Annotated in this window: 14 protein-coding genes; 5 read left to right on the forward strand and 9 right to left on the reverse strand. The window is 72.0% G+C overall.

Annotated features, from left to right (window positions below):
* Positions 1-348: biotin/lipoyl-containing protein (locus ABD466_RS17815; protein ID WP_344658197.1), on the reverse strand; the 348-nt coding region annotated here is incomplete at its 3' end.
* A 92-nt stretch (positions 349-440) separates the two neighbouring features.
* Complete coding sequence (gene lpdA, locus ABD466_RS17820; RefSeq protein WP_344658198.1) at positions 441-1,823, reverse strand: dihydrolipoyl dehydrogenase; 1,383 nt, start codon at positions 1,821-1,823, stop codon at positions 441-443.
* Positions 1,824-2,221: 398 nt separating this feature from the next.
* On the opposite strand from lpdA, the gene ABD466_RS17825 reads away from it, so the two are divergent.
* Complete coding sequence (locus tag ABD466_RS17825; protein WP_344658199.1) at positions 2,222-2,425, forward strand: hypothetical protein; 204 nt, start codon at positions 2,222-2,224, stop codon at positions 2,423-2,425.
* Positions 2,426-2,481: 56 nt separating this feature from the next.
* On the opposite strand, the gene ABD466_RS17830 is transcribed toward ABD466_RS17825, so the two are convergent.
* Together ABD466_RS17830 and ABD466_RS17835 are read right to left on the reverse strand one after the other, a co-directional pair.
* Complete coding sequence (locus ABD466_RS17830) at positions 2,482-3,213, reverse strand: VIT1/CCC1 transporter family protein (protein WP_344658200.1); 732 nt, start codon at positions 3,211-3,213, stop codon at positions 2,482-2,484.
* 81 nt (positions 3,214-3,294) lie between these two features.
* A complete protein-coding gene (locus tag ABD466_RS17835; protein WP_344658201.1) occupies positions 3,295-4,818 on the reverse strand; it encodes a leucyl aminopeptidase in 1,524 nt (507 codons plus the stop codon).
* A gap of 278 nt (positions 4,819-5,096) precedes the next feature.
* Here ABD466_RS17835 and gcvT point away from each other — a divergent pair, with 278 nt between their 5' ends.
* Together gcvT and ABD466_RS17845 are read left to right on the forward strand one after the other, a co-directional pair.
* A complete protein-coding gene (gene gcvT / locus ABD466_RS17840; RefSeq protein WP_344658202.1) occupies positions 5,097-6,206 on the forward strand; it encodes a glycine cleavage system aminomethyltransferase GcvT in 1,110 nt (369 codons plus the stop codon).
* Positions 6,207-6,235: 29 nt separating this feature from the next.
* The gene (locus ABD466_RS17845; RefSeq protein ID WP_344658203.1) at positions 6,236-7,165 is read left to right on the forward strand and encodes an aldose 1-epimerase family protein; all 930 of its coding nucleotides are present in this window, start codon (positions 6,236-6,238) and stop codon (positions 7,163-7,165) included.
* Positions 7,166-7,220: 55 nt separating this feature from the next.
* Here the strand turns inward: ABD466_RS17845 and ABD466_RS17850 are convergent, their stop codons facing one another.
* The 4 genes from ABD466_RS17850 to ABD466_RS17865 form a co-directional block, all read right to left on the reverse strand.
* Complete coding sequence (locus ABD466_RS17850) at positions 7,221-8,012, reverse strand: adenosylcobinamide-GDP ribazoletransferase (protein WP_344658204.1); 792 nt, start codon at positions 8,010-8,012, stop codon at positions 7,221-7,223.
* Positions 8,009-9,172: a nicotinate-nucleotide--dimethylbenzimidazole phosphoribosyltransferase gene (locus ABD466_RS17855; RefSeq protein WP_344658205.1), complete on the reverse strand. Its 1,164-nt coding sequence runs from the start codon at positions 9,170-9,172 to the stop codon at positions 8,009-8,011. The genes ABD466_RS17850 and ABD466_RS17855 overlap by 4 nt, the downstream gene beginning before the upstream one ends.
* Before the next feature lie 12 nt (positions 9,173-9,184).
* Positions 9,185-10,591, reverse strand: coding sequence for a serine/threonine-protein kinase (locus tag ABD466_RS17860; RefSeq protein ID WP_344658206.1), 1,407 nt, complete (start codon positions 10,589-10,591; stop codon positions 9,185-9,187).
* A 112-nt stretch (positions 10,592-10,703) separates the two neighbouring features.
* Positions 10,704-11,279, reverse strand: a complete 576-nt coding sequence (locus ABD466_RS17865; protein ID WP_344658207.1) for a bifunctional adenosylcobinamide kinase/adenosylcobinamide-phosphate guanylyltransferase — start codon at positions 11,277-11,279, stop codon at positions 10,704-10,706.
* A 4-nt stretch (positions 11,280-11,283) separates the two neighbouring features.
* Between ABD466_RS17865 and ABD466_RS17870 the strand changes: the two genes are divergently transcribed.
* Positions 11,284-11,493 (forward strand): hypothetical protein, encoded by a 210-nt coding sequence (locus ABD466_RS17870; protein WP_344658208.1) that lies wholly within the window; start codon positions 11,284-11,286, stop codon positions 11,491-11,493.
* Between the two features lie 18 nt (positions 11,494-11,511).
* Here the strand turns inward: ABD466_RS17870 and ABD466_RS17875 are convergent, their stop codons facing one another.
* Positions 11,512-12,000, reverse strand: coding sequence for an 8-oxo-dGTP diphosphatase (locus tag ABD466_RS17875; protein WP_344658209.1), 489 nt, complete (start codon positions 11,998-12,000; stop codon positions 11,512-11,514).
* 18 nt (positions 12,001-12,018) lie between these two features.
* On the opposite strand from ABD466_RS17875, the gene ABD466_RS17880 reads away from it, so the two are divergent.
* The gene (locus tag ABD466_RS17880) at positions 12,019-12,186 is read left to right on the forward strand and encodes a hypothetical protein (protein WP_344658210.1); all 168 of its coding nucleotides are present in this window, start codon (positions 12,019-12,021) and stop codon (positions 12,184-12,186) included.
* Positions 12,187-12,211 lie beyond the last annotated feature (25 nt).

Genomic DNA, 12,211 nt, shown 5'->3' on the forward strand with positions numbered 1-12,211 from the left:
CGGGGCGGGAGCCGGAGCCGGAGCCGGAGCCGGAGCCGGAGCCGGGGCCGGAGCCGCCGACTGCGCCGGAGCGGCGGCCGGGGCCGTCGGCGCGCCCGCGCCCGCGTCCGCGGTGTCGCCGATGACCGCCAGCTCCGCGCCGACCTCCACCGTCTCGTCCTCGCCGACCTTGATCGACACCAGGAAGCCCGCCGCCGGCGACGGGATCTCGGTGTCGACCTTGTCGGTGGAGACTTCGAGCAGCGGCTCGTCGACCTCGACCCGGTCGCCTTCCTTCTTCAGCCAGCGGGTGATGGTGGCCTCCGTGACCGACTCACCCATCGCGGGCAGAACTACTGAGACCGACATGAGCGCTCTCTATCTCCTTCGCAGAACATTCCGTGCAGAATTCTCAGGGGTTTCCGCAGGCGGTGTCCTGCGGTGTCCATACAGCGGGCTTATCAGTCGTGGACGTGGAGCGGCTTGCCGGCCAGGGCCATCATGGCCTCGCCCAGGGCCTCGGTCTGCGACGGGTGCGCGTGCACGAGCTGGGCGACCTCCTGCGGGAGCGCCTCCCAGTTGAAGATCAGCTGCGCCTCGCCGACGAGTTCACCCATCCGGTCGCCGACCATGTGGACGCCCACCACCGGGCCGTCGACCTGCTGGACCACCTTCACCTGGCCCGAGGTCTTCAGGATCTTGCTCTTGCCGTTGCCGGCCAGGTCGTAGTTGAAGGTCTTCACGCCGGCGTCGCCGTACCTGGCCTTGGCCTGGGCCTCGCTCAGACCCATCGAGGCGACCTCGGGGTGCGAGTAGGTCACCCGCGGCACGCCGTCGTAGTCGATCGGCGCCGGGTTCAGGCCGGCGATGTGCTCGGCGACCAGGATGCCCTCGGCGAAGCCGACGTGCGCCAGCTGCAGGGTCGGGATCAGGTCGCCGACCGCGTAGACGCCGGGGACCGAGGTGCGGCAGTACTGGTCGACCTTGACGTAGCCGCGGTCCATGGCGATGCCGGCCTCTTCGTAGCCCAGGCCGGCCGAGACCGGGCCGCGGCCGACGGCGACCAGCATCAGGTCCGCCTCGACGGTCTTGCCGTTGGCGATGGACGCGCGCACGCCGTTCTCGGTGTACTCCACACCGGAGAAGAAGTTGCCGAGCTCGTACTTGATGCCGCGGCGGCGGAAGGCGCGCTCCAGCAGCTTGGAGGAGTTCTCGTCCTCGGCCGGCACCAGGTGCGGCAGGCCCTCGATGATGGTGACGTCGGTGCCGAAGGACTTCCAGACCGAGGCGAACTCGCAGCCGATGACGCCGCCGCCGAGGATGATCGCCGAGGCCGGGACGTAGTCCAGCTTGAGCGCGTGGTCGCTGGAGATGATCCGGTCGCCGTCGATCTCCAGGCCGGGCAGCGACTTGGGCACCGAGCCGGTCGCCAGGACCACGTTGGCGCCGGTGATGTTCTCCCCGTTCACCTGGACCGTGTTCGAGGAGACCAGGCGGCCCTCGCCGGCGATGAACTCGATCTTGCGGGCCTTCACAATGCCCTGCAGGCCCTTGTAGAGCTGGCCGACGACGCCGTCCTTGTAGGCGTTGACGGCGGCCATGTCGATGCCGTTGAACGTGGCCGCGACGCCGAACTGCGCGGCCTCGCGGGTGTTGTCGGCGACCTCGCCGGCGTGCAGCAGGGCCTTGGTGGGGATGCAGCCGCGGTGCAGACAGGTCCCGCCCACCTCGGCCTTCTCGACCAGCGCCACGCGCATGCCGAGGTCCGCCGCCCGGAAGGCGCAGGCGTAGCCGCCCGAGCCGCCGCCGAGGATGACCAAGTCGAACTGGTTGTCGCCTGCCACGTGCGTTCCTCTTCTCGCTGCCTGTCGCGCTGTATCCAATTGAGGCGCAAAAGCCCGGTCCAGACCTGCCCACACTGACACACTGCTGTAGAAGGGTCAGTGAACGGACAGGCGCGTAGTCGCGGGTAGCGCATCCGCGACCGGAACGCCAGTCTAGTCCGGCGCCGGACCCTGTTCGTGCCGAGCCCTCCGGCCTGGCACGAGGGAGCAACGATCTTCCAGGAGGCGATATGCCCTTGTTCCGCCGCCGCCGGTCCGCCACACCGGTTCCGGCGCCGGGACTGTCTCCGACGCCCAGCAGGAGATCCACTGAGGAACTCGCCGCGGCTGAGGCGCACTTGAGCGAGTTCGCGCGCACGCGGCTTGGCGTCGAGGCCTTTATAGAGCCCCGCACCGCTGTGACCGACACCACAGTGGTCTTCGTGGCCGCGTCCGGAGAGTGGACTCGGCGTCGCGTCCGAAGCCCTCAACAGGCGCACGCGCTGGCTCGCGCGCTCGGGGTGCCTGCTTACGACGCGGGAGTGGTCGGCTACCCGACGCGGATGCGCGAGTGGACGCGCAAGCGGGTCGAGGAGGACAAGCGGCGGTTGGACGGGGTCTGAGGGGGGCGGCGGGGTGGCGGCGGTGACATCCGCCTCCTGAGCCCTCGTGTAACGACTCAGTCCACGGCGCCGATGAAGGTCCCCACCACATACGTGATCCCCATCGCCAGCGCCCCGCCGACGACGTTCCGCAGGATCGCCCGCCCCGGTGCCGCCCGGCCCAGGCGTGCGCTCACATACCCGGTCACCACCAGGGCGATCAGCACGCTGACGACCGTCACCGGCACCCGCCAGCCCTGCGGCGGCAGCACGATCGCCAGCAGCGGCAGCAGCGCGCCGACGCTGAACGCGATGAAGCTGGCGATCGCCGCGCTCCACGGGTTCGTGAGCTCGTTCGGGTTGATGCCCAGTTCGGTGCGCGCGTGGGCCGCCAGGGCGTCGTGGGCCGTCATCTCCTCGGCGACCTGCCGGGCGGTCTCTTCCGACATCCCGCGGCCCTTGTAGAGGCCGACCAGCTCCTCGAACTCCGCGTCCGGGGACTCGGCCAGTTCCCTGCGCTCCAGCGCCAGCGCCGCCTGCTCGGTGTCGCGCTGCGTGGACACCGACACGTACTCGCCGGACGCCATCGACAGCGATCCGGCCAGCAGCCCGGCGATGCCCGAGGCGAGCAGCGTCGACTTGGTGTCGGTGGCCCCGGCCACGCCGACCACCAGGCCGGCGGTCGACACGATCCCGTCGTTCGCGCCCAGCACGCCCGCGCGCAGCCAGTTCAGGCGCGCGCCCAGCCCCTCGTGCGGGTCGTGTACCGGGTGCGGCCGTTCGTCGGACGGCTCGGAGTCGGCGGTCATGCCGGAACGCTACCCGGCGACGCCGAAGCGGTCACCTCCCCGCGAGGGAGATGACCGCTTCGGATCAGTGCCGCTGGGCGCCTACTTCGCGGCGCCCATGTCCTCGGCCAGCTTCACCAGCGTCCGCACCGCGGCGCCGGTGCCGCCCTTCGGCGTGTCGCCGTACGCGCCCTTCTCGTTGTACGACGCACCCGCGATGTCCAGGTGCGCCCACGGGATGCCGGCGCCGACGAACTCGCGCAGGAACAGGCCGGCGACCAGCATGCCGCCCATCCGCGAGCCCATGTTCGACAGGTCGGCGGCCGGGGTGTCGATGGTCTCGCGCAGGTACTCCGGCAGCGGCATCGGCCACATCTCCTCGCCGGCCGCCTTCGCGGTCTCGACGACCCGGGTGCGCAGCGCGTCGTCGTTGCCCATGACCGCGGACAGCCGGTCCAGCGCCAGCACCTGCGCGCCGGTCAGGGTCGCCACGTCCAGCAGCACGTCCGGCTCGTCCTCGCTGGCCCGCGCCAGCGCGTCGGCCATCACCACGCGGCCCTCGGCGTCGGTGTTCATGATCTCGACGGTCTTGCCGCCGTAAATGGTCACCACGTCGGAGACCTTCACCGCGCCGCCGCCGGGCATGTTCTCGGCCAGCGACATGTAGGCGGTGACGTTCACCGGCACCTCCTGCCGGGCCACGGCCAGGGTGGCGGCGAACACCGCGGCCGCGCCGCTCATGTCCGACTTCATGGTGTCCATCGCGTTCGACGGCTTCAGCGAGATGCCGCCGGTGTCGAAGGTGATGCCCTTGCCGACCAGCGCCAGGTGCTGCTTCGCTTTCGGGTGCCGGTAGGCCAGGCGCACCAGGCGCGGCGGCTTGGCCGAGCCCTGCCCGATGCCCATGATGCCGCCGTATCCGCCCTTGGCCAGCGCCTTCTCGTCCAGCACCTCGACGGTGAGCGCGGGCAGCGCCGCGTCCTTCACCTCGGTCTGCACCCGGTCGGCGAAGGTCTTCGGGTACAGGTGCGACGGCGGGGTGTTGATCAGGTCGCGCGCCAGGTTCACGGCGCCGGCCACGGAGCCGGCCCGCTCCACGGCCTTCTTCACGGCGGCCTGCTTGGCGGCCGGCCCGGCGGCCAGCACGGCCTCGGCCAGCGCACCCTTGGCGTCCTTCTTCGGCGCCTTGAGGCCCTGGTACGCGTACGCGCCCAGGAGCACGCCCTCGGCGACCGCGCCGGCCTGCTCGGCGTCGGCGGCCGGCAGCGCGAACACGGCCTTGGCCTTGCCGGACAGCGAGCGGGCGGCGACGGCGGCGGACTTGCGCAGCGCGTCCAGGTCCACGCCGCCGTCCTTGCCGGGGGCCTTGCCGAGACCGACCGCGATGATCAGCGACGCCTTCACGTCGCCCTGCGCCGGCAGCTTGGTCAGCTCGCCCTCCGACCCGGCGGCGCCGAGCAGGTCGAGCGCCTTACGCAGGGAGCCGCCGTACGCGGCGTCCACGGCCTCGGCGCCGGGGGCCAGGGCGACGCCCTTGACCCCCTTCGCGGTCTCGGTCGCGTACACGCCGACTACGACGGCGTCCGCCTTGCCGGTCGCGGCGGCGGTCAGGGAGATCGAGGTCATCGTTGATCCAGTTCTCGCTAGCAGCTTGGGAGCGCAGGGAAAGGGGGTCGCCCTCGCCTTGCGCAGTCGGACGGCCGTTACCCGAACATCGTTACCTTAGGCGACTGTATTCCCCGCGGGCAGCCCCGTGACCACCGGCCGCCGCCCGCGACGGGCGGCCCGAGCCGGACCGGCGTCGCGCTGGAGCGGTTCTTGACCGACTCTTGGTGTGTTCTTGGCGAGGCACGACCCCCCACCTCGCGACGGTGTTCACCGAACCTCCGGTATCGTCTCGGCATGTGACCACGGACTTGTTGACCTCGCCCCTGCACGCCCGCCACGTCGCGCTGGGCGCGAAGATGGCCGACTTCGGCGGCTGGGACATGCCGATCGAATACAGCAAGACCGGCGGCGTGCTGAAGGAGCACGCCGCGGTCCGCGAGTCGGTCGGCGTCTTCGACGTCAGCCACCTGGGCAAGGCCTCGGTCACCGGTCCCGGGGCGGCGGCCTTCGTCAACTCGGTGCTGGCCAACGACCTCACCCGGATCGAGCCCGGCCAGGCCCAGTACACACTGTGCTGCGACGAGGCCACCGGCGGCGTGGTCGACGACCTCATCGCCTACCTCAACGGCCCGGACGACGTCTTCCTGATCCCGAACGCCGCCAACACCGCCGAGGTCGTGCGGCGGCTGCAGGCCGCGGCGCCCGAGGGCGTGACCGTCGAGAACCGGCACGCCGAGTTCGGCGTCCTGGCCGTCCAGGGCCCGCGCTCCGCCGAGGTCCTCGCCAAGCTGGGTCTCCCCACCGAGCACGACTACATGTCCTTCGCCGTGGCCACGTTCGAGGACTCCCCGGTCATCGTCTGCCGCACCGGCTACACCGGCGAGCACGGCTACGAGCTGGTGCCGCGGTGGGACAAGACCGAGGCGCTGTGGGACGCGCTGCTCGCCGCCGGCGAGGAGTTCGCCATCCGGCCCTGCGGCCTCGGCGCGCGCGACACCCTGCGCACCGAGATGGGCTACCCGCTGCACGGGCAGGACCTGTCGCTGGACATCACCCCGAACATGGCCCGCGCCGGCTGGGCCGTGGGCTGGAAGAAGCCCGCGTTCTGGGGCCGCGAGGCGCTGCTGGCCGAGCGCGAGGCCGGGGCGCGGCGGCTGCTGCGCGGCATCAAGGCGGTGGACCGGGCCATCCCCCGCGCGCACATGGTGGTGAACGACGCCGACGGGAAGCAGATCGGCGAGGTCACCTCCGGCACCTTCTCGCCGTCGCTGCGCGAGGGCATCGGCCTGGCGCTGCTCGACCGCGACTACACCGAGGGCGACACGGTGTATCTGGACGTGCGCGGCAAGGCGGCGGCCTTCACGGTCGTGAAGCCTCCGTTCGTGGACGTGCGCACGCGTAGCTGATTCCGCCGCCGCCATGGGAGCATGGCGGCATGATCGATGGCAGCGAGCGGCCGACCGGACGGCAGTACCCGATCCAGGCGGGACGGTACGCGGCGGTGGTGACCGAGGTCGGCGCCGGTCTCAGGTCCCTGCGACTGAAGGACCGCGAGCTGGTGATGGAGTTCCCCGAGCACGAGGTCCCGCCCGGCGCCAGCGGCCAGCTGCTGATCCCGTGGCCGAACCGCATCCGCGACGGCAGGTACACGTTCGAAGGCGTCGAGCGCCGGCTGGAGATCACCGAGCCGGCGCGCGACAACGCCATCCACGGTCTCACCCGCCGCCTGCCCTGGACCGTCGCCGCGCACACGGACTCCTCGGTGCGCCTGACCCTGAGCCTCGACCCCCAGCCGGGCTACCCGTTCCAGCTGGACCTCACGGCGCAGTACGACCTCGACGAGAACGACGGCCTGACGATCACCGTCACCGCCCGCAACGCGGGGGAGTCGAACGCGCCCTACGGCATCGGCTCACACGCCTACCTGAAGGTGGACGGCGGCCTCGACGGCCCGCAGGGCCTGCTCCGCGTCCCGGCCGGCGAGTGGGTGACGGTGGACGAGCGCCTGCTCCCGCTGTGCGACGTACCGGTGGCCGGAACCCCCTACGACTTCCGCGACGTGCGATCGCTGCGCGGGGTGACGCTCGACATCGCGTTCACCGAGATCTGGCGCGACGCCGACGGCCGTGCTCGGGTGACGCTGGGCCGCGGCGCGGAGGGCGCGACGCTGTGGTTCGGCGAAGGCTTGGAGTGGGTTCAGCTGTTCTCGGGCGATCCGCTGGAGCCGCCGTACCACCGGGCCGCGCTGGCGGTGGAGCCGATGAGCTGCCCCGCGAACGCTTTCGTGGAGGGCAAGGGTCTGATTGTGCTGGCGCCAGGGGAGACCGTGGCGCATACGTGGGGGATCGTGGCCGGCGGGGCTTAGGAGCTTTTGAAGGAGAACGCTCCTGGCCGACGTGAGCCGAGAGCCGGACGCCCGCTCACCGCGCCAGCACCAGAAGCGCGGCAGTGGCTCCGGTCTCGGCGAGCGCGCCCAGCACATCGCCGGTGATGCCGCCGAAGCGGCGGTTCGTGTGCCACAGCAGGGCCATGGCGGCGGCGACGCCGGCCGCAAGAGCGGCCGGCCACAGCAGCCAACGTGTCCCATCAGTGACGCAGAGTCCTGCAACGCCGGCCGCAGCCAGACCCGCAGCGGTCGCGGCGGCGACTGCCGATCGCGAGACGCTGCCGGCCACCCACGCACCGAGACCCTCGGGCCGCGCCGACGGAACGCCTGGACGGCACGCCCACGTCACCGCCAGGCGTCCGCTCACGCACGCGACCGCCAACGCGCACACGCCGTACCAGGCACCGTGGCGCCCCCAGGCGTTCGCGAGCAGCGACACCTGGCCGAGCAGTGTCAGAACAAGGGCGATGACCCCGAAGGGGCCGATGTCCGACGCCTTCATGATGCGCAGAGCGTCGGCGGCGGGCTTCCCGGAGCCGAGGCCGTCGGCGGTGTCGGCGAGCCCGTCGAGGTGCAGACCCCGCGTCACCGCCGCCACTGTCGCCACGCCCCCGGTCGCCGCGACCGCCGGGCCGCCGGTCCACCAGCCCAGCGCCGCCGCGACCGCGCCCGCGAGGGCCCCCAGCACCGCGCCGACCGCCGGTGCGCACGCCATCGCCCGGCCGGCGACCGTGCGGTCCACGCGGCTCGGCGGGCCGACCGGGAGGGCCGTCAGCGTTGAGAAGGCCAGGCGGAGCCCGGCCGGGGTCGCGGAGCGATGCCTCACACCCGCGACCGGAGCACCGGCTCCGGGATCCCCGCCTCTTCGAAGGTCTGGAGTTCGGCGGCGAGTGCGGCGGCGGCTTTCAGCACCGGCAGCGCCAGCAACCCGAGCGCGCCTTCCGCCTGGCGGACCGCGTAACCGTCGACCAGCGGGTCCAGCGACAGGCGGTCGAGCGCCGACTTGTGCGCCGGCTCCGGGGACAGCGCGCCGGCCAGCAGCCACTGCGGGGAGCGGTAGGCGATGCGCTGGACCAGCATCGCGGCGGCGGTGGTGGTGACGCCGTCCAGCAGCACCGGGACGCGGCGGACAACGGCCTGGAGCAGGAAGCCGGTCAGGGCCGCGTAGTCGCGCCCGCCGATCTTGGCCAGCAGCTCCAGCTGGTCGCCGAGGACCGGGCGGCCGCGGCGCATGGCGTCGCGGACGGCGGCGCACTTGCGCATCCAGGCGGCGTCGTCGACCCCGGAGCCGCGGCCGGTGACGGCGGCGGCGTCCTTGCCGGTCAGCACCCCGGACAGGGCGGAGGCCACGGTGCTGCCGCCGACCCCGACCATCGCCGGGATCAGCACGTCCGCGCCGGAGTCGGCCTCGGCGTCGGCGATCGCCATACCGGCCCGGAACGCCTCCTCGATCTCGGCGCGGGACGCCGCGTCCTCGCGGTCGATGCGGCCCGAGGGCTGCCCGACGGAGACGCCGACGACGCGGACCGTGGCGCCGTACAGCGCCGCCAGGACGCCGACCGCACCGCCGCCGTCCTCGATCTGCCGCAGGCGGGCGAGGGTCACGGCGGTCGCGTCCGCGGGGGCGGTGGCGGAGACGCCGAGGGACGCCACGCCGTGGTCGCCGGCGAAGACGACCACGCGGGCCCGCGAGATCGGGCGGAGGTCCGCGGTGCCGCGGGCGCCGGCCAGCCAGACGGCGAGCTCCTCGAGGCGGCCCAGGCCCGCCGCGGGGATCGCGAGGCCGGCGAGGCGGGTGCGGAGGAGCTCGCGGGCCGCTTCGTCGGGGCGGTCGGCCCGGTCCGCGAGCTTGTCGAGGTCGAGGGGGGCGAGCTCGGCTTCGGCTTCGGCCGCCGCGGAGGAGGCGGTCTTGGCGGCCACGGTCTCGAGCTCAGCGCTTTCGGGCTGCTCGACCGGCTCGGAGGAGGGGTTCTCGGACGCGTCCATGGTGCGAACAGCCTAGCGGCGGGCCGCCCTACGTGGGGAAGCCACCTCCATGCCCCGGCCGCGTCCGGCGGAGTCCAGGTTCCAGTAGACGATCAGGTAGATGATCGCGAACACCGGCAGGAGCCAGGCGACCGCTGCTGCATGGGCTTCAGTCCAGGGGCCGCGCGCCTCGCGAGCGAGCACCTGGTTGAAGTTGGCGGTTTTGCGGTCGTACGCGGCGGCCCCGACCACGCTGAGGAGGAGGGCCAGCGCGCCGAACGTGTAACTGGCGGCGCGGAACCGGGCCGCCGTCCCGGCTGCGAGAGCCCAGGAAGCCACCGTGGCGATGAGCATGCCGGGCAGGACGGTCGGCGCCTGTTTGTTCAGGGTCCTGAGAGGGTTGTGGTAGCTGTGGACGGTCTGGCGCGTGCACGCCGCTACGACGACCGCCACGATCAGGCCCGCCGCGGCCAGGATCCAGGGCATGGCTCTGCGCCACGGGTCGCCTGGCATTCGACGGGATCGGACGGAGGGGACGTGCTGGGTGGGAGCGGCGGCGACTGTCGAGGCCGAGCTGGGGATGGGCCCCGAGCCGGACGCCGTCCCGGGTGCGGCCGGCGGCGCGTCGAGCACGGCCAGGGCTTGGTCGATCCCGAGCCGCCGCCCCGGATCCTTCACGAGGAGACCGGCGATCAGTGGCGCCAACGGCCCGGCGTGACGGGGCGGCGGCGGCTCGTCCAGCAGTACCGCTTTCAACGTCGCGGTCGCCGTCTCGCGCCGGAACGGCGAGATCCCCTCGACCGCTTGATAAAGCGTCGCGCCGAGGGAGAACAGGTCGCTGGCGGGGAGACCGTCGCGCCCCTCGGCCCGTTCGGGGGCGAGGTACTCCATGGAGCCCATGACGCTGCCGGTCGCCGTGAGCGAGGTGTCGGCCTGCGCCACCGCGAGCCCGAAGTCGGTGAGGATCACTTCGCGCTTCGGCGTGAGCATCACGTTGCCCGGCTTCACGTCGCGGTGCACGATGCCCGCCGCGTGGGCCGCCTGGAGCGCCTTCAGCAGGGCGCGCGCGACCAGCGCCGCGTCGGACGGCGTCAGCGGACCGCGCTCGGCGAGGCGGGCTTCGAGGGAACGGCCGGGAATCAGCTGCATGACGGTCCACGGCACGCCGTCCTGGATGACGACGTCGTGGACCGCCACGACGTTCGGATGGCCGCGCAGCCGTGCGGCGTGGCGGGCTTCGCGTTCCGCGCGCTCGAGGCGCTCGGCGTGCTCGCGGCGGGTCAGGACCTGGGGGAGACGCACCTCCTTGACGGCGACGTCGATCCGCAGCGTCTCGTCGTGGGCCCGCCAGACGTGGCCGAAGCCGCCGGCTCCGAGGCGCTCCACGAGGCGGTAGCGGTCGCCGACCAGTCGGCCGATGCGGTCGTCAGCGTCGATCACGAGGTCCCCCCACGTGGTCCTGGGATGAGGCGAGCCGAGCATAGTGCAGGTGAGATCAGAGGGCTGTGAGGGCCTTCGGCGGCGGGGGCCGGGGCCGGGGTCGTGAGCGGGTTCAGCGCACCGTCATCGCGATCCCGGCCACCATCAGCACGACGGTGTCCGAGGCCGCCGCGACGCGCTGATTGAGGCGGCCCTGCTCGTCGCGGAACCGTCGCACCCCGGCCGCCTCCGGCACGATCCCGAGGCCCACCTCGTTGCTCACCGCCAGCACCGGCACGCGAGCACCCCGCCAGGCGTCCTCGAGTTCGTCGAAGCGCGCGGCCAACTCGTTCCGGCCGCGTTCCCGCCACAGCGCGTCGTCCCACGCTCCGACGTCGTCCATCATCGCGGTCAGCCAGAGTGTGAGGCAGTCGACGAGCACGGGCCGGGTGGCCGCGCGCAGCACCGCCGCGACGTCCGTGGTCTCGACCGTCTCCCAGGTCGAAGGCCGTCGTTCCCGGTGCCGCCGCACCCGGTCGGCCCAGTCCTCGTCCCCGTCGCGGCGACCGCCGGTGGCGACGTAGAGCGCGTCGTCAGCCAGGAGGGTGAGCCTGCGCTCCCCCTCGGAGGACTTCCCCGAACGCGCGCCGCCGAGGAGCAACGTCCGCGTTACGCTGGGCTGCGACGTCTGGGAAATGGGAAGGGTCAACACTGTGACTTTCGTGTGGCGTTACGAGGACACCGCTGGCGGCGAGAAGGATACCGGTGCCAAGCCGGAGGAGTTCAGCACCCAGGCCGACGCCGAGACCTGGATCGGTGAGAACTGGAAGGACCTGCTGGAGGCCGGGGTCGACCAGGTCACGCTCCTGGAGGACGGCGGTGTCGTCTACGGGCCGATGTCGCTGCACCCCGTGGAGCACTGAGCGCCCGAAACACTCAGCTCATGAGGCGCGCGGCGGGACCCGCGTGTACTCGGCGACCTTGTCGCGGCCGGCGTAGTCGACGTCCATGACGACGAATTCGCCGGCCAGCACATCCGGCAGCCAAAGACGGGTGTCGTCCCACATCAGGTCATAGGGGATGCCCGCTTCCGGGATCCAGTCGACGGCGATCTCGTCGGTCTCCCGCGGTTCACCGGCGAAGGTGGTCGCCGTGAAGAAGTGCAGCCGCAGGTCGTCCCACTCGGGGACGTCCGGGAACCGGAACACCACATCGGCGGCCGGTGTCAGGTCCGCGACCGCGACCGTCATACTGGTCTCTTCTTCGAGCTCCCGCGCGACTGCTTCTGCCGGCGTCTCCCCGGGCTCGACCTTTCCGCCGGGGCAGTTCACCAGCCCCGCGCCCAACCCGGTCTTCTTCACGCCCATGAGGACTTCGGGACGTCCTCCGGTACCTGCGCGTCGTAGGAGCACTGAGGTGGCGATCAACATATCGCGAGCCTAATAGGTGTGACCGACACGTCACTCATTGAGGTGATCAAGTCGAGCGCTCCGCGCGCCGATGCGATATTCAGGGGAACTCCCTTATGTGAGTGGATCGCAGGGTCTGGTGAAGCTACCGCGAAACTGGAACCGGCTGGTGCGCAGAGTGATGCGGCGCTGTGGCAGGCGCTGTGAATGGGAGCGCGCCGAGTTCAGGGTG

The sequence above is a fragment of the Catenulispora subtropica genome (genome assembly GCF_039531675.1).
GTDB lineage: Bacteria > Actinomycetota > Actinomycetes > Streptomycetales > Catenulisporaceae > Catenulispora > Catenulispora subtropica.